Source organism: Roseateles sp. P5_D6 (assembly GCF_054049415.1).
This window is the reverse complement of record NZ_JBFUMK010000004.1, coordinates 133,649-149,744: the sequence shown is the minus strand read 5'-3', so window position 1 is coordinate 149,744 and position 16,096 is coordinate 133,649. Positions and strand designations below refer to the sequence as shown.

Genomic DNA, 16,096 nt, shown 5'->3' with positions numbered 1-16,096 from the left:
CCTGATGCCGCCGTCGGCTCTGCAGCGATTACTGCCTCTGGAGAACCGATCCGCGGGGGGGGGGGGGCGCCTAACCATGAGAATCGCAGTCTCGAAAATAGCGGCGCCCCGATCAATGGGCTTACCGCGCTCAGTGTGAACATCAAAACTAAGTACCTAGCCGCCTTTGCGATTGCTGCCCTAAGCACGCTGCTGTTCGCCGTCGCGTTTGGCACGCAAGAGGCGTGGCGTCCAGCGCTGCTCCGTTGGAACTGTGACTCGCCCATGCCCGAGCCACCCGGAGCATGGCAGGCAATAACGGCACTGAGCATGTGGCTTTGGATGTTGGGGATGTGGAACAGCCTCATCCTGTTTTCGCTGGCGGCACGTCAGTTCCGAGGCTGGCGAGCCGTGGCATGGAGCCCCATCCTTGCCGGGCACCTTTTCATGCGACTGTTGGCTTACATGCATTCAAAAGCGGCAGCTCTCGACGGTGTGTGCGGAGCACGTGACGAGACGCTGGTGGCCACTCTGTTCTTGGAATTTGCTGCGGTGATACTCGTTCCCGTGTATGCGGCGATGCTGGCTGTCATCTCGGCTAAGCAGAGCGAAGTGCGCCGCAGTGAAGGCAGCTAGACCGCTTTCAGCCTGAAGCAGCCCAAGCCCAAGCCCAAAACTGCGCGGCGCCCGACGTCCCGCAAAGACCGCCTCGCATCTCTCGCTGCTCAAGCAGCAACGCTACGACAGCAACCGGAACAGCATGTTGGGATGGATGGGCAGGTCCATCAGGCCGGCCACGCCCATCAGCACGCCGAAGAAGGTTGGCAGCAGGGCCACGAAGTACAGCGGCCAGAGCCGGGTCAGCGCCGTCACGGCCAGAAGGGCGATGGCGATGGCGAGCAGGGCGTCGGACAGGTCGAACTGGTCGTCGCGGCGGTTCAGCGTCTCGTAAGCGGTCTGGGCTGCCTCGGCCTGGGCCTTGAGTTCGTCGCGCTTCTTGAGCTGGTCGGCCGCCTTGGCGCGGTAGCCAGCGATGGCTTTGTCGTAGTCCGCGGCTTGCGCGTTGGGTGCTCCGGCCTTGGCCAGCTCGAGCTGGGTGGCCGCCTGCTCGGCCACGTCGGCGCGAATCGTGCGCGCCTGGAAGTAGGCCCAGTAATCGAGCTTGTCGGCCTGGGCCTGCTGCATGCCTTGCACGATGTTGTCGTCCTTGACCTTGCAGATGCCCATGAAGGTGGCCAGGATCGCCACCGTGATGGCGACAGCGGCGTTCAGGCGCGCGGTGCGCGCCTCCTGCGCGGCTTCGGCGGCCTGGTCGATGAGGTCTTTGGGATCGAGGTCCATGGAAGGGGTGTGTAGTTGGCAGCGGAACTATGCGCGCAGCACGGGCCTTGTCTGTGGCAATCTCGCGGCCTTCAGTTCCTGCGCAAGCCGAATGAAAGCCAAGACACTGCTGCTGACATTGCTGTTTGCCGTCACCGCCACGGTGCGCGCTGAGCCCGTCACTTTCGCGCTGGAGGCGCCGCAGGCGAGCCGGGTCCTCCTCGCCGGCGAAATGACGGGCTGGGACAAGCACAAGCAGGCCATGGCGCGCGGCGCCGACGGCATCTGGCGCGTGCGCCTGGACCTGGCGCCGGGGCAGTGGCTCTACAAGTTCGTCGTCGACGGCCGCTGGGTGCATGACCCGGCCACGCCAGACCACGATGCCGATGGCCAGGGCGGCCAGCATTCCTTCGTCTTCGTTGGCGAAGGTGCATGGACGCCACCGGCCACCGGTCGAGGCCGTGTCGAGACGTACGAGGTGGCTTCCGCCGCCTTCGGCCGGACCGACAAAGTCAACGTCTATCTGCCGCCCGGCTTCGAGCGCGGCCAGGCCCTGCCGGTGCTGACGCTGCTGCACGGCGGCGGCATGGACGCCGACCAGTGGTTTCGCACCGGCCACATCGAGCGCTATGCCGACCGCCTCATCGCCAGCGGCCGTGCACGGCCCTTCGTCATCGTCATGCCCAGCAGCAACGGCCGGCGCTACGACGGCCCGGCCGAGCGCTTCATCGTCGACGAGTTGCCGGCCTGGCTGAAGGAACAGTACGGCCTCTCACCCATACGCGCGCAGTCGGCCATCGCCGGTATGTCCCTGGGTGGCTATGGCTCGGTCAAGCTGCCGCTGGCGGCGCCGCAGCGCTGGGGCTATGCCTTCGCGCTGAGCGGCTGGTATCCGGACGAGCTGATCGCCGAGGTCCAGCGCGCCGGGCGGCTGCCGGTGCCACTGGTGCTGCGCTGCGGCAGCGAGGACGAATTGGTCACGACGAATCGCGCACTTCAGGCGGCGCTGCGCGCCCAGGGCCAGGCGCCCGACTATCGCGAGGACGCCGGCGCCCATACCTTCCACTACTGGAGCCACGTGACGGCGGAGATGCTGGAGGGCGTCGACGCCTACTTCCGTCGCGCCGGTCCCTGAAGATTCGCTGATCGCGGCGTTCAGGCCAGCGGCGGCGCGGCGCAGAGTGAGCCGCTGGCGGAGATCGCGGGCGCGAGTGCGGTGATCACTTCGTCGAGTGCGGCGTCGACGGCGGCGCCATGGATGCCGGCGATGCACGCCCGCTCCAGCCGCAGCGCGGCTTCGCGCAGCCCGTCCATGCCAAAGGTGCCGGCCAGGGATTGAAGGTCGTGCGCCAGGCGGCGCCCGGCCGCCGCGTCGCCGGCGTTGCGCGCGGCATCGAAGTCCTGTTCAAAGCTGCGGTATTTCTCGGCAAAGCCGCCGAGGGCACGTCGCAGCAGCGCGGCGTCGCCGCCGAGGCGGCCCAGGGCGCCGGCCATGTCGATGCCCGGTGTGGGCAGGCCCACGGCGGCAGCGCTGCCGTTGTCGGCCGGCGCGCGGGGGCGCACCCAGCGTGCCAGGGTGGCATACAGGTGCGCCACGTTGATCGGCTTGGCGACGTGGTCGCTCATACCGGCCGCGAGCGCCTTCTCGCGGTCGCCCAGCATTGCGTTGGCGGTCATGGCGATGATGGGCAGGTCCTGCCAGCGCGGCTGCTGGCGCAGCCGCTGCGTTGCCTCGAAGCCGTCCATCTCCGGCATCTGGCAGTCCATCAGTACGGCGTCGTAGTCGTGCGTGGCCAGCCGCTCCAGGGCCTCGCGGCCATTGCAGGCCATGTCCACCGCGATGCCTATGCGGCCGAGCAATTCGGCGGCGAGGTCGCGGTTGATCTCGTTGTCCTCCACGAGCAGCACCCGTGCGCCGTCCAGGCGCACGTCGAGCCGCGGCGGCAGCGGGGTAGCGGCGTGCTCGCCGCCCAGGCCCGACGCTTGGGCACAGGCGTCCAGCAGCGACCAGGGCGTCACCGGCCTGGCCACCATCACGGTGGCCGCCGCCAGCGCGGTGGGTGGGTCCTGGCGGCCCGCCTCGGCCAGCAGCACCAGGGCCGGCAAGCCGCCCGTAGCCTGGGCGGCGAGGCGGCGCGCGAAGTCCGCCAGGTCCAGGCCGGCCAGCGGATGCTCCAGCACGGCCAGGTCGTAGCCTTGCGCCGCGTCCTCTGACAGCCGCGCCAGCGCCTCGGCGCCGCTGGCGGCGCAGTCAACCTGCAGCCCTGCCTGAGTGAGCGTCGCGGCATGCAGTTGGCGTGCCGCGGCATGCGCAACGACCACCAGCGCCCGCCGCCCGTGCAGGCCGGCGGCGGGCTGGGCGTTTGTCGCCTCGGGCAATGCCGCCAGGCTCAGCATGAACGAGAAGCGGCTGCCCCCGCCGGCGGAGCTGTCGACTTCGAGTTCACCGCCCATCAGCCGCACCAGCTGGCGGCTGATCGCCAGCCCCAGCCCGGTACCGCCGTGGCGGCGGCTGGTTGCGGCGTCGGCCTGCTCGAAGGGTTCGAACAGGCGCTGCCTGAGTTCGTCGGAAATGCCCATGCCGGTGTCGCTGACCGCAAAGCGCAGCACCGCCCGCTCGCGCTCGCGGCTCACCGTCTCGACGCTCACCTGCACCTGGCCGTGATCGGTGAACTTGACCGCGTTGCCGGCCAGGTTGAGCAGCACCTGGCCCAGGCGCACGGGGTCGCCCAGCAGCTGCCGCGGCGGGTCACCCTGCACCGAGAACAGCAGCTCCAGCCCCTTGTCATGCGCCTGCGGGCCCATCATGGAAGCCAGGCTGTCCAGCACCTCGGGCAGGTCGAAGGGCAGGGTCTCGACGACCAGCTTGCCGGCTTCGATCTTGGAGAAGTCGAGGATGTCGTTGAGGATGGTCAGCAGCGAGCGTGCCGCGCGGTTGACCTTCTGGATGTGCACGCGCTCGCGGGGCGGCAGCGCGCCTTCCAGCGCCAGGCCCGACATGCCGATGATCGCGTTCATCGGCGTGCGGATCTCGTGGCTCATGTTGGCGACGAAGGCGCTCTTGGCGATGCTGGCGGCTTCGGCGGCGTCGCGCGCCTGGCTCAGCTCGGCGGTGCGCTGGCCGACGGTGCCCTCCAGGGCCGTGTGCTGGCGGCGCAGCTCGGCGTCGCGCGCGTGCAGCGCGCCCATCAGCGCGTTGAAACCCTCGCCCAGCCGGGCCAGCTCGTCGGCGCCTTCGACCGGCACGCGGCGGTCGTAGTCGGCGCTGACGCGCACCTCGTCGACCACCGCCGCCAGCGTGGCCAGCGGCCGGCCGATGGAGCGTTGCAGCGCCCACAGCAGGCCCAGCATCACCGCGGCCCCCAGCAGCACGAGCGCAGCGCCGAAGGCGACCATGGCGGCCAGGTTCTGCCGCTGCAGTTCGGCCAGGCTGGTGACCAGCACCAGGCGCGCATCGCCGTCCAGCGCCTGCACCCAGCGGGCCGCGCCGAGGTCGGTCGCCAGCGCGAAGCCTGGCTCGCTGCCGCCGCCCGGTGCGGAAGGCGGCCACTCGACGGCCTGCGGCGCACGCAGCTGCGCCAGCAGCCGCCCGTCGGCCAGGCGCAACTCGGCCGACAGCACCAGCGGGTTGGGGCGCAGCGAGTCCAGGATCTCCTGCGCGCGCCGCGCGTCACCGAAGGCGACCGCCGCCTCGGCACCGACGGCGATCAATTGCGCCATGGGTTCGACCTGGGCGCGGGCGCGCTGTTCGAGGGTCAGGCGCTGCACCAGCACCAGGCCGGCCGCGCCCGCGGCGAATACCAGCGCCGCCGCCACCAGCAGCGACAGCATCAGCACGCTGCGGATGCGACGCGGCCGCGCGGCGTTCACCGGAGCCTCCGCAGGCTGCCGTGCTCGACCACTTCGCTGGACACTTCGAGCAGCTTGGCCGGAATGCCCAGCGAGGCCCGGCGTGCCTGGTCGAGATTGATGCTCATCTCGATGTGCTCGCCGGGCAGCAGGCGCACGACGCCGCCCTCGCTGAGGAACTCGGGCGCGTTGCCCACGGTCAGGACCGGCAGGCCGCTCAGCTGCGCCAGTGCCGCCCGGCGCGCCGACGAACTGATGGCGCCGACGAAGACGATGTGGCAGCTGGCGAGCGCCTCGGGTGACACGGCGCGCCGCACGGTGAACGGCCGGCCCTGTTCGAGCCGGCCCTGGAAGGTTTGTTCCAGGGAGGCGTCGAAGTGGTTCTCGTCGACGGTGCAGACGTTCCAGGGCATGGTGCCGTCGGCAAAGGCCCGCGACGGCCAGGTGACGTAGCGGGCGAAGTTGCGCATGAACGCGGCCTCGACGCGGGACTGCCGCTCGACCAGCGGCGCCTGCGCGCCGGCCGGCAGGCCGCTCAGCGCCCAGGCCAGGACCGCCAGCGCGACGGAGCGTCCGAAACGCACGGCGGCCCTCACCAGGCCGCTTTCAAAGCCAGCAGCCACTCCCGGGGCCGCGAACGCGTGCTCTGCGAGGGGCGGTAGTGCTCGTCAAGCAGGTTCTTGCCGGACAGCTCGATCGACATGCGGCGCCCGCCGTCCAGCCAGGCATAGCCCGCCAGGGCGTCGATCAGCGCATAGCTCTGCCGCGACGCCGCCGGGCCCTCGGGCAACAGCGTCTGGTCCCGCACGACGTGCGCCCCGCCGCCCAGGTAGAGGCCGCCGGAGAAATCATGCCGCGCCCAGAGGTTGAACAGATGCGGCGCGCTCATCTGCAGCCGCGCGCCGTGCAGCAGTTGGGCGCTCTTGTAGTTGATGCGCTCGGCGGCATTCAGCGTCGCCGGATCGCGCGACAGCAGCGCTGAGTCGTTGCCGCTGTACTCCAGGATGCGGGCGGCGGTGCGGCTGTAGGCCAGGTAGATCTGCCAGCCCGCTGCTGGCAGCAAGGTGGCGTCGAACTCGATGCCGCGCGAGCGCTGCTGGCCGCTCTGGACGTTGTAGATGACGACGTTGCCCGAACTGTCGGTCTGCGCCAGGTCGTTGACGGCGTTGCGGTTGCGCAGGTCGAAGGCGGTCAGCGTGGCCGTGGCGCGGCCGTTCAGCAGCTCCGCCTTGACGCCCAGGTCCCAGCCGCTGCCGCGCGTGGGCAGGGCGGGTGTGCGCGTGCCGTCGGGCCGGTTCAGCACCTGCGCGACGGGCACGAAGGAGCGTGCGAACGAGGCGAACAGCGACCACTCGGGCGCCAGTCGCAGCAGGGCGCCGTATTGCGGCGTCAGCTCATGCGTGGAGAAGGGTTGGGATGCCGCGGTGATCCGGTCGTCGACCCGGGCACGCGCGGCGGTGTAGCGCAGGCCGGCCAGCAGCAGCAGGTCGTCGTCCAGCAGCCCGAGCGTGGCGCCGGCATAGGCCGAGCGGTCCGTCTGATGCAGGCTGCGATCGGTGCGATTCTCGGTCAACGCCGACAGCGGGATGTCCACCTGGCGGTTCCAGGTCGATGGGTCGCGCAGGTCCCACAGCGGCAGGGGCGAGGCGATGGGGCGGCTGCCGAGGGCTGGGTCGTTGGGCGCCTGCGCCGCCGTGTTGTCGAAGCGCCGCCTGAGCGCCTGCGCGCCCAGCAGCAGCCGCAGGCTGGCGCGGTCGAAGCGGTACACGCCGACGCCGTCGGCGGTCAGCGTCTCGGCCTGGTTGGTGTAGGTCTGGCGACGCAGGCGGCGGCCCTGCAGAAACGTCTGGTTGTCGGACATGCCGAGGTTGCCGGAGAACAGCGCATCGATGGCGAAGCGCAGGCGCGAGTAGCCGGCGCGCAGATGCCAGTGGTCGCTGGCCTCGACATCGACCCAGCCGCTGGCGCCCGTGCTGTCGCTGCGGCGGTAGTCGACGTCGGACATGCTGTTCCAGTCGTCCGGCAGCCCGGGCACGTCGACGCCGGCGCGGTTCGGGTCGGCCGCGGTCGGCACGAGGCCGGCCTGCCTGCCGTAGCCGGGCTTTTGCATCAGCTGCGGGGCTTCGCGCTTGCTGTACTGCTCGGCCTTGAGGGTCACGCTGACGCGGCGGTCCGGTGTCCAGCGCAGCGAAGGTGCCAGGGTGGTGGCATGCGCGTCGTAGGGCCGCCAGTAGTGGATGTCCTGGTCGAACGAGGCTGCGACACGCAGCAGCAGGTCGGGCCGCAGCGGCGTGCCCATGTCGGCGTCGAGCCGGTAGCGGCCGTAGCTGCCGGCGCCCACCTCGACCTCGGCGAAGGGCTGGGGCCGCGGGCTCTTCGTGATCACGTTGACGATGCCACCGGGCGCCACCTGGCCGTACAAGAAGGAGGATGGGCCCTTGACGATCTCGATGCGCGAGGCGCTGGTGAGGTCGAAGATCGAGGGGCCGACGAAGCCGTCGCGCAGCACCTGGTAGGCGCCAGGCACCTGGCTCACCGCAAAGCCGCGGATCGCCAGGTTGGCATTGCCCTCATTGAAGTCGTTGCTCCGGTAGGTCACGCCTGGCGAATAGCGGGCCACGTCGAACAGGCCTTGCGGCTTCTGGTCGCGGATGAATTGCTCGTTGAAGGCCTGGATGGCGAACGGCAGGTCGTGGATCGGCGCGTCGAAGCGCGAGGCGGACACGGCGTGGGCGGCGCGATAGCCGCGGTCGAGGTTGGCGGCGACATCGAAGGGCGACAGCCGCACCTGCACGAGTTCGCCGATGTCGAGGTCGGCGACGCTGGAGGAACTCGCCGCGACCCCGGCGGCAGCCGCCAGGCCGGCGGCCAGCACCAACAGCTGCGCTACGCCCGCGACCCGCAAGCGCATGGCGGTTCCCTGTCTCCTGCCCCCGGCTGCTGTCATCGATCACTCGATTCCATTGGGCTTGTTTGCATCGAGTTTATGCCTGTGCGCCGCCGCAAGGGGCGGCCTGCCGTTCAGGCCTGCACGACGTTGCGGCCCTGGCCCTTGGCCCGGTAAAGCGCCGCATCGGCGCGCGCCAGCACCGCGCCGCCACTGGCATCGGCGCGTTCGGCTTCGGCGATGCCGAAGCTGGCGCTGAGCGACCAGTCCTGCTCCAGCCACCGCAGTGGCGCCATATTGACCAGCCAGCGCATGCGCTCGGCCACCAGCGCCGCGCCGGCGATGTCGGTGTCGGGCAGCAGCACGCAGAATTCCTCGCCACCCAGGCGGCCGAAGCGGTCCACCTCGCGCACGCAGGGCTGCAGCTCCTTGACCATCAGGCGCAAGGCCGCGTCGCCGGCGGCGTGGCCCAGGGTGTCGTTGAGCTGCTTGAAGCGGTCCATGTCGATCATGACCAGGGCATAGCCGCGGCCGCGCGCCAGCCAGGCGTGGGCGCGCTCCAGGGCCCGGTCGAAGGCGCCGCGGTTCAGCGTGTCGGTCAGCGGGTCGCGCTCCAGCAGGCGCTCGATGCGCGTGATCAACCGCATCAGCACCAGGAAGGCCAGCGTCGCGTTCTGCAGCAAGGCCAGCACCAGGGCCGTCCACAGAAAGGCGATGTTGAACCCGGTGGGCATGCGCAGGTCGGGTGTGCGGCCGGGGTTGACGAAGGTCTCCAGGCCGCGCGCCGCCATCAGCGCCGCGATGAGGAACAGGGGCAGGGCCAGCGGCGCGGGCGTGCGCCGGCCGCCGGCCGAGCGCGCCAGGCTGCGCCAGGCGACAACGCCGGCCACCAGCGTCAGCGCGGCGCCGGCACCGTTGACGATGCGGGCCTGCCAGCGCAGGTCGCCTTCATAGGGCAGCGCCAGCAGCAGCAGCGCCGTGGCAGCCACGGCGGCGGCGCCAGGCTTCCAGTTCAGCGCCCGCGTCGTGATGCCCGGCACCGCCGCGCCGAGCAGCGCGAAGGAGGCGATGGCGAGCACGTCGCCGGGCCAGTAGGTCAGGGCGTCGGGCAGCACACCTCGCAGCACATGCAGGGTCAGCGAACCGGCGGCGGCTGCGTTCGCTCCGGCCATCGCCAGAGAGGCCCGCGGCGCGATGCGCGCGACCAGGGCCAGTGCCATCCACACCAGGGTCGCCGCCGCCGCGACGAAGATGATGCTGGCCAGCAGCGTCTGGGTCTGCGCTGGCGTGATCATGCCGTGGCGATCCCGCCGAGGTGCGTTGCCACGCAGACGCGGTTGCGGCCCTCGGCCTTGGCGCGGTAGAGCTCGCCGTCGGCGCGCGCCATGCCGACTTCGCCCCGCGGGTCATCGGCCACCGGCAGGGCCACGCCGAAGCTGGCCGACAACGGCAGCTCCACGTCCTTCCAGCGCAGCGGTTGAGCGGCCAGGCTGTGGCGCAGGCGCTCGGCCACGCTGGCGGCGGTGGCGAGATCGGCCGGGCCGGTCAGCGGCAGCAGCGCGCAGAACTCCTCGCCGCCCAGGCGCCCGAGGCAGTCCACCTCGCGCAGGCAGGCCTGCCACACGCGCACGCAATGCTGCAGGGCCGCGTCGCCGGCCTGATGGCCGTGCTGGTCGTTGACGCGCTTGAAGTGGTCGATGTCTATCATGGCCAGCGCGAAGCCGCGGCCGCGTTGCAGCTGGGCCTGGGCCTCGCCGAGCGCCTGCTCGAAGGCGCGGCGATTGAGGGCGCCGGTCAGCGGGTCGCGGTAGGTCAGGTGCTGGATGCGCGTGATGAGGCGCCAGATCATCAGCGCGATCAGGCTGAGGGTGATGGCGGCGGTGACGACGAACCACAGCGCCGCGCGCGCCGGCGACGGCAGTTCGCCATTGAGGATGTGGTCATCCCAGCCCGGCACGAGCAGCAGCTCCGCGGCGTGCGTCAGCGTCACGGCTGCCATTGCGGCGAAGGGCAGGGTGGTGCAGGCGGTGACGACGCGCGACAGTTGGTTGCCGATGCCACGCACGACCTCGCGCACGGACAGCAGGGCCAGCAGCGCCACGCTGAAAGTGCTGGCCACCTGCGGCGCCAGGCCCGAGCCGCTGGCCAGGCCCAGCGCGATGCCGATGGCACCGAGGCCGCCTATCCAGCTGATGTCGCGCGGGCGCTGGCGGCTGCGCAGCATGCGGCGCAGCGCCATCAGCAGCAGCACGGCGCAGGCCAGCAGGCCGAACTCGGGAATCGCCTGGCGCAGCAGGCCGGGCCAGCCGGCCATGCAGTCGCCGCAGCCCTGCGAGGCGATGCGCACCAGATGAGCCGCCGCCATCAGCCGGCCGGCACGCGGCGCGATGCGGAAGGTCTGCGCGAGCGTCAGCCAGGCCAGGGCCGCCATCAGATTGAAGAGGGCGCTGACCTTGAGGACCGTCGGGACGTCGAGGAATTCCATGCAGCGAGGTGGGCCTGTGAACGCTACGGCAATGGGCTGAGAAGGCTCGCCGCCAGGGGCCAAGCAAGGCGCAGCACGCCGCCCGCACTCATGTGCGGGCAAGTGGTGCAACGCCGAGTGGCCCCTGGCGGCGAGCCTTCCCGCAGGGTTGTGACCAGAAAGGCCGCGCGCCGCGTTGCAAATCCTCGCCGGGTACCCCACCCCGCTCCGGTTTGCGCCTTGCTCGCAGCCTTTCTGGTCACAACTCAGCCTATTGCCGTAGCGTTCACAGTCCCCGGACGCGCATCTTCTCCGACAACGCCACAATGCCGGCCATGTCGGCTTGGGTACTGATCACCGGAGGCTCGCGTGGCATTGGAAGCGCGACGGCGCTGCGTTGCGCCGAGGCCGGCTGGGACGTGGCCATCAACTATGCCCAGGATAGCCTCGCTGCGGACAAGCTCGCGGCCAGATTGCACGGACTCGGCCGGCGCGCGCTGACCCTGCAGGCCGACGTGGCCGACGAAGTTCAGGTGGCGGCCATGTTCGAGCAACTGGACGCGGCCGGTGGCCGGCTGGCAGGCCTGGTCAACAACGCCGGCATCGTGGCGCCGGCGGCGCGGCTGGAGGCGATGACGACCGAGCGGTGGCGCCGCCTCTTCGACGTCAACGTGATCGGCACGCTGCTGTGCTGCCAGCAGGCCGCGCGGCGCATGAGCACCCGGCAGGGCGGCGCAGGCGGGGCGATCGTCAACCTCAGCTCGCGCGCGGCCGAGTTCGGTTCGGCGGGCATCTATGTGGACTACGCCGCCACCAAGGGCGCCATCGACACCCTGACCAAAGGCCTGGGGCGCGAACTGATCAGCGAGGGCATCCGCGTCAATGGCGTGCGGCCCGGCATCATCGAGACCGACATCCATGCGGCCAGCGGCATGGACGCGAGTAGCGCTGTGTCGACCATTCCGATCCAGCGCCTGGGCCGGCCCGAGGAGATCGCCGAGGCCATCGTCTGGCTGCTGAGCGATGCGGCCAGCTACACGGTCGGCACCTTGCTGGATGTGGCTGGAGGCCGCTAGCGCTTCTCGACCAGCGTCGATTCAACGCCACTCTCGTCGCGCAGCCGAACGGCGGTGGCACGCGCCTCGTCGGCGCTCGGGAAGGGCCCGGCGCGCAGCCGGTGCACGCCGCCTTCGCGGACGATGGTCAGCAGCGGCAGCAGCGTCAGGTCGGCCTCGGCAATGCGCTGGCGTAGGCTTTCAGCGCCGTCCAGCTTGGCGAAGGCGCCGAACTGCAACCAGGCGCTCGGGCCGGTGCCCGCCATGTTGCCGGTTGTCTCGCGCTGCGGCGCGCCGGGCGGCGTGTCGGGCACGAAAACAGGCGTCGGTTCGCCCGCCGGCTTCTGGAAGGTGCCGGCGCGGATCTCGGCATAGGTGATGCGTCGCACCTCCACCGGCGCCACGCCGCGCAGCAGATCGAGCTTGAGGGCGGCCGTGTAGCTGAGGTCGACGATGCGGCCCTTGTGGAAGGGGCCGCGGTCGTTGATGCGCACGATGACCTCGCGGCCGTTGGCCGGGTTGCGCACGCGGGCATAGCTGGGGATGGGCAGCGTCGGATGAGCCGCCGTCATCGCATACATGTTGTAGACCTCGCCGCTGGCGGTGGGCCGGCCGTGGAACTTGCGGCCGTACCAGGAGGCCAGGCCGCGGTCGGCATAAGGGCTGTCGCCGGTGATGGGCTCGTAGCGCTCGCCCTGCACCTCATAGGGCTTGTTGGGCCCGCCGCTGCGCACGGGCTCGATGCGCGGCGCGGCGTCGGGTACTTTGGCGAGGTCGGACGGCGGATTGGGCAGCGGGCCGTCACGCTCGATGCCGACCGGCGCCACGGCCGAGCGGGTCGCGCAGCCGGTCATCAGTGCGAGCAGCAGCAGTGCGATGGGCAGGCCAGTATGCTGCACGCTGTTCCTGCAATGTCGAAGCCATGCCATGAGCAATTTCGTCTTTCCTCCAGCCGAGATCCCCAGCGCCGCCGTGCGCGGCACGGATGCCCGTTACGCGGTCAGCCGCATCTTCTGCGTCGGCCGCAACTATGCCGATCATGCCCGCGAGATGGGTGCCGACCCGACGCGCGAGCCGCCGTTCTACTTCACCAAGCCGGCCACGGCACTGACGCCCTCGGGCTCGACGGTGCCCTACCCGACCGAGACCAAGAACTACCACTACGAGATGGAACTGGTGCTGGCCATCGGCGCGCCGGTGTTCAAGGTCACGCCCGAAGCGGCCGTCGCCGCCATCTGGGGCTATGCCGCGGGTCTGGACATGACGCGCCGCGACCTGCAGGCGGTGGCCAAGGCGGCGGGCAGGCCTTGGGACACCGCCAAGGGCTTCGACCAGTCGGCCATCCTCGGCGACATCGTGCGCAAGAGCGAACTGGGCGCGCTCGACAAGGGCGCCATCACGCTGGCTGTCAATAGCGTCGAGAAGCAGCATGGCGACCTGGCCGACATGATCTGGAACCAGGCGGAGATCGTCTCCAACCTGAGCCACCTCTACCACCTGCATCCGGGCGACCTGATCTACACCGGCACGCCGGCGGGCGTGGGCGCCGTGGTGGCGGGTGACGTCATCGTCGGGCGCATCGAAGGCCTGGGCGAGATCACGCTGACCATCGGCCCGGCGGAGTGACGATGTTCTCCACCGAAGAGACTTTGGCGCAGGCGCGCTCGCGCAATATCCACGAGGCCTTGGCCGAGGACATCGGCAAATGCGACTGGACGGCGCTGCTCGTGCCCTTGGCCAAGCGCGTGGCCGCCCAGGTGCGCGTGCGCGAGGCCGCGGTGCTGTGCGGCCGCGACTGGTTCGACGGTGTGTTTGCCGCACTGGATGCAACGGCGCGCATTGAATGGCTGTACGAGGAAGGCGCCGTGATGGTGGCGGACAGCATCGCCTGCCGCATCGAGGCCGATGGCCGTGCGCTGCTCAGTGCCGAGCGGCCGGCGCTGAATTTCCTGCAGCTGCTGTCGGGCACGGCGACGATCACGCGTGCCCATGTCGACGCGGTAGCCGGCGCCAGTCCCAACGCCCAGGGCTGCGCCATCCTGGACACGCGCAAGACCATCCCCGGCCTGCGCCTGGCGCAGAAGTACGCGGTGCGCGTCGGCGGCGGGCAGAACCAGCGGCTGGCGCTTTATGCCGGCATCCTTATCAAGGAAAACCACATCGCCGCAGCGGGTGGCGTGGGCGCTGCCTTGCGTGCTGCCCAGGCGCTGAATGCCGGCGTGGACATCCAGATCGAAGTCGAAACCATCGCGCAATTGCATGAGGCACTGGACGCCGGCGCCGTCAGCGTGCTGCTGGACAACTTCAGCGAAGCGCAGATGCGCGAGGCCGTGGCGGTGAATGCCGCGTATTCGGCTCAAGCGCTGCTGGAGGTGTCGGGCGGCGTCGCGCTGGATCAGCTGCGCTGGATTGCCGCGACCGGCGTGGACCGCATCTCCATCGGCCGCCTGACCAAGGACGTCAGGGCCGTGGACTATTCGATGCGCGTGCTCGGGCCGGTCTAGCGGGCGCGACGGCGCAGCAGGCCGAGCAAGGCCAGGCCGGTGAGGCCCAGGGTGCCGGGCTCGGGCAGGCGGCCCGGCAATTCAGCGCCGGCCAGCAGGAAGATGTCGCCAAAGCCACCGGTGTCGCAGGGGCCGACGGATCCGCCGTTCTCCAAGGCCGGGCCCGAGCCCCTGACCCCGGTGTTGAAGCAGCCCATCCAGACCTGGACCGACATCGTGTCGTAACCCTGGTTCTCCAGGCCCCGCAGATCCAGCGTGGGCAGGTAGTTGATGAATTCGACCTCGTTGGAGGCGCGATTGGTCTTGACGAGGTCGCCGCCGTTCGGGCAGTTGCTGCCATCCGGCGAGGGGTAGGAGACCGTGGCGTTGACGACGCAGATCGCGCCGACGGTCAGCGCGAAGTCACCAGCACCGGGCGTCGTGATGGCGCTGCCGTCGAAGGTCTTGTCCGACGAATACAGCGATGGATCCTTGAAGATGTTGTTGGGGTCCAGCGCCTGGGTCTCGAAGTATTTGTTGCCCAGGTTGCCGTCGGTGTCGCGCACCGTGACCAACGCCCAGATGGGAATGCTGGAGGTGTCGTTCTGCGGGTTGTTGAAGTCGAAGGCGATGGCCATCTCGTGATAGGCCCCGCCGAAGGTCAACTTCTGGTTGAGGGTGCTCAGGCCGGTGTCCCAGCTGAAGGGCGTATCACCCGCCAGGCCGCCGTTGTTCGCCGGGTCGTTGCCGTCGCCGGTGAAGAAGTACTTCTTGGTGCCGCCGTTGTTCGTCGAGAAGCCATCCTCCGACGGCATGAGCTGGTCGCCGTTGTTGAGGATGTTGCCGTTGTTGGCGGTGACGACGATGGTGTCGATCAGTGCGCCCTGGCTGGCGGCAAAGCTGTAGGGGCCGTTGAAGCCCGCGTAGCCCTTGGCGGCCAGGTGGTCCAGCACTGTCGTCGAACAGGAGACGACGTTGCCATAGGTGGCACAGGCGGAGTTGGGAGAGGGGTAGGTCGGCGAGTAGACCGGCAGCGGCGCTGCGGCGGCCAGGCCGGCAGGGAAGAGCAGGGCGAGAAGCCACTGCGGTTGGATGCCCCAGGAAGTCTTCTTCATATGTCACCTCTCACGCGAAGCGTTGGCTTCGCGATGAGAAATGAGCATTTATCGGGCCAGGCCCCCTAAGTTGTTGAATTGGCTGCGTTTGACTTTTGACCCGTCGTCGCACTGTCAAAGGACTCGACAGCCGCGAATGAGTGGGACACCGTTGTCAACCTTCGCGCGCCGAGATGGCTGGCGCGACGAGTTCTCAGCCGTCGAACCAGGGCTCGTTGGGCAGGTCGTCAAAGACTTTCCTGAGCCCGGCGCTCCAGCCCGTGCGCAGGGCCTGGAAATAAGGATCGTCGCGGCCGATGCGGTTGGGCGGCTTCATGGCCTGCTCGAACTGGTTGGCGCGCAGCATGATCATGTCGATGGGCAGGCCGACCGACAGATTGGACTGGATGGTCGAGTCGAAGCTGACGAGGGTGCACTTGGCGGCTTCGTCCAGCGCCGTCGTGTCGTAGCGGATGACGCGGTCGATGATGGGCTTGCCGTATTTGCTCTCGCCGATCTGGAAGTAGGGCGTGTCCTCGGTCGCCTCGATGAAATTGCCCTGCGGGTAGACATGGAAGAGGCGCGGGCCTTCACCCTTGATCTGGCCGCCAAGCAGCATGTTGGCGCCGAAGTCCACGCCGTTGTGCTGGTTGTCGCTGTCGCGGTTGACGATCTCCTTGAGCGTGCGGCCCAGCAGCACGGCCGCGTCGTACAGGGTGGGCACGTTGAGCAGGTGTTCGCCGTCGCCATGCAGGCGCTGGTTCAGCACGGAGATGACGGATTGCGTCGTCGCCAGGTTGCCTGCGGTCAGGATGACGATCTCGCGCTGGTGCGGGATCTGGAACTGGTACATCTTGCGAAAGCTGGCGATGTGATCCACGCCGGCGTTGGTGCGGGTGTCGGAGGCGAACAGCAGGCCCGCACGCAGGCGCATGGCGACGCAATAGGTCATGGTGTGGTCCCGG

Annotated in this window: 14 protein-coding genes; 5 read left to right on the top strand and 9 right to left on the bottom strand. The window is 69.5% G+C overall.

What is annotated here, in order from left to right:
* Positions 1–135 precede the first annotated feature (135 nt).
* A complete protein-coding gene (locus ACXJKM_RS06545; protein WP_457351106.1) occupies positions 136–615 on the top strand; it encodes a hypothetical protein in 480 nt (159 codons plus the stop codon).
* Positions 616–717: 102 nt separating this feature from the next.
* On the opposite strand, the gene ACXJKM_RS06540 is transcribed toward ACXJKM_RS06545, so the two are convergent.
* The gene (locus tag ACXJKM_RS06540; RefSeq protein ID WP_056191920.1) at positions 718–1,320 is read right to left on the bottom strand and encodes a DUF4337 domain-containing protein; all 603 of its coding nucleotides are present in this window, start codon (positions 1,318–1,320) and stop codon (positions 718–720) included.
* 91 nt (positions 1,321–1,411) lie between these two features.
* Between ACXJKM_RS06540 and ACXJKM_RS06535 the strand changes: the two genes are divergently transcribed.
* A complete protein-coding gene (locus ACXJKM_RS06535) occupies positions 1,412–2,434 on the top strand; it encodes an alpha/beta hydrolase-fold protein (RefSeq protein WP_457351104.1) in 1,023 nt (340 codons plus the stop codon).
* Between the two features lie 20 nt (positions 2,435–2,454).
* Here the strand turns inward: ACXJKM_RS06535 and ACXJKM_RS06530 are convergent, their stop codons facing one another.
* The 5 genes from ACXJKM_RS06530 to ACXJKM_RS06510 all read right to left on the bottom strand — a co-directional run bounded on the left by ACXJKM_RS06530 (position 2,455) and on the right by ACXJKM_RS06510 (position 10,520).
* The gene (locus tag ACXJKM_RS06530; RefSeq protein WP_457351103.1) at positions 2,455–5,169 is read right to left on the bottom strand and encodes a response regulator; all 2,715 of its coding nucleotides are present in this window, start codon (positions 5,167–5,169) and stop codon (positions 2,455–2,457) included.
* On the bottom strand, positions 5,166–5,732 hold the full coding sequence (locus ACXJKM_RS06525) for a YfiR family protein (protein ID WP_457351101.1): 567 nt from the start codon (positions 5,730–5,732) through the stop codon (positions 5,166–5,168). Before ACXJKM_RS06525 ends, ACXJKM_RS06530 begins: the two co-directional genes overlap by 4 nt.
* 8 nt (positions 5,733–5,740) lie before the next feature.
* Positions 5,741–8,059, bottom strand: coding sequence for a TonB-dependent siderophore receptor (locus tag ACXJKM_RS06520; protein WP_457351099.1), 2,319 nt, complete (start codon positions 8,057–8,059; stop codon positions 5,741–5,743).
* Positions 8,060–8,169: 110 nt separating this feature from the next.
* Positions 8,170–9,330, bottom strand: a complete 1,161-nt coding sequence (locus tag ACXJKM_RS06515; protein WP_056191931.1) for a GGDEF domain-containing protein — start codon at positions 9,328–9,330, stop codon at positions 8,170–8,172.
* Entirely contained in the window at positions 9,327–10,520 is a 1,194-nt protein-coding gene (locus ACXJKM_RS06510; RefSeq protein ID WP_056191933.1) for a GGDEF domain-containing protein, read from the bottom strand. The genes ACXJKM_RS06515 and ACXJKM_RS06510 overlap by 4 nt, the downstream gene beginning before the upstream one ends.
* 314 nt (positions 10,521–10,834) lie before the next feature.
* Between ACXJKM_RS06510 and ACXJKM_RS06505 the strand changes: the two genes are divergently transcribed.
* Complete coding sequence (locus tag ACXJKM_RS06505) at positions 10,835–11,575, top strand: SDR family oxidoreductase (RefSeq protein WP_457351097.1); 741 nt, start codon at positions 10,835–10,837, stop codon at positions 11,573–11,575.
* On the opposite strand, the gene ACXJKM_RS06500 is transcribed toward ACXJKM_RS06505, so the two are convergent.
* Positions 11,572–12,453 carry a septal ring lytic transglycosylase RlpA family protein gene (locus ACXJKM_RS06500; protein ID WP_457351096.1) on the bottom strand — a complete coding sequence of 294 codons (882 nt, stop codon included), beginning with the start codon at positions 12,451–12,453 and terminating at the stop codon, positions 11,572–11,574. The genes ACXJKM_RS06505 and ACXJKM_RS06500 overlap by 4 nt on opposite strands.
* Positions 12,454–12,481: 28 nt before the next feature.
* Between ACXJKM_RS06500 and ACXJKM_RS06495 the strand changes: the two genes are divergently transcribed.
* Both ACXJKM_RS06495 and nadC read left to right on the top strand, forming a co-directional pair.
* Positions 12,482–13,180 carry a fumarylacetoacetate hydrolase family protein gene (locus tag ACXJKM_RS06495; RefSeq protein WP_457351094.1) on the top strand — a complete coding sequence of 233 codons (699 nt, stop codon included), beginning with the start codon at positions 12,482–12,484 and terminating at the stop codon, positions 13,178–13,180.
* 2 nt (positions 13,181–13,182) lie between these two features.
* Positions 13,183–14,058, top strand: coding sequence for a carboxylating nicotinate-nucleotide diphosphorylase (gene nadC / locus ACXJKM_RS06490; RefSeq protein WP_457351092.1), 876 nt, complete (start codon positions 13,183–13,185; stop codon positions 14,056–14,058).
* Here nadC and ACXJKM_RS06485 read toward each other — a convergent pair.
* Positions 14,055–15,152 carry a PEP-CTERM sorting domain-containing protein gene (locus ACXJKM_RS06485; protein WP_457351090.1) on the bottom strand — a complete coding sequence of 366 codons (1,098 nt, stop codon included), beginning with the start codon at positions 15,150–15,152 and terminating at the stop codon, positions 14,055–14,057. The two genes, nadC and ACXJKM_RS06485, sit on opposite strands and share 4 nt — an antisense overlap.
* Positions 15,153–15,345: 193 nt before the next feature.
* Positions 15,346–16,083 carry a proteasome-type protease gene (locus ACXJKM_RS06480; RefSeq protein ID WP_056191944.1) on the bottom strand — a complete coding sequence of 246 codons (738 nt, stop codon included), beginning with the start codon at positions 16,081–16,083 and terminating at the stop codon, positions 15,346–15,348.
* Positions 16,084–16,096 lie beyond the last annotated feature (13 nt).

Coding starts and splice junctions, on each gene's coding strand:
- ACXJKM_RS06540 (WP_056191920.1), bottom strand. CDS start 1,320: ATGGACCTCGATCCCAAAGACCTCATCGACCAGGCCGCCGAAGCCGCG.
- ACXJKM_RS06535 (WP_457351104.1), top strand. CDS start 1,412: ATGAAAGCCAAGACACTGCTGCTGACATTGCTGTTTGCCGTCACCGCC.
- ACXJKM_RS06520 (WP_457351099.1), bottom strand. CDS start 8,059: ATGCGCTTGCGGGTCGCGGGCGTAGCGCAGCTGTTGGTGCTGGCCGCC.
- ACXJKM_RS06515 (WP_056191931.1), bottom strand. CDS start 9,330: ATGATCACGCCAGCGCAGACCCAGACGCTGCTGGCCAGCATCATCTTC.
- ACXJKM_RS06510 (WP_056191933.1), bottom strand. CDS start 10,520: ATGGAATTCCTCGACGTCCCGACGGTCCTCAAGGTCAGCGCCCTCTTC.
- ACXJKM_RS06505 (WP_457351097.1), top strand. CDS start 10,835: ATGTCGGCTTGGGTACTGATCACCGGAGGCTCGCGTGGCATTGGAAGC.
- ACXJKM_RS06495 (WP_457351094.1), top strand. CDS start 12,482: ATGAGCAATTTCGTCTTTCCTCCAGCCGAGATCCCCAGCGCCGCCGTG.
- nadC (WP_457351092.1), top strand. CDS start 13,183: ATGTTCTCCACCGAAGAGACTTTGGCGCAGGCGCGCTCGCGCAATATC.
- ACXJKM_RS06485 (WP_457351090.1), bottom strand. CDS start 15,152: ATGAAGAAGACTTCCTGGGGCATCCAACCGCAGTGGCTTCTCGCCCTG.
- ACXJKM_RS06480 (WP_056191944.1), bottom strand. CDS start 16,083: ATGACCTATTGCGTCGCCATGCGCCTGCGTGCGGGCCTGCTGTTCGCC.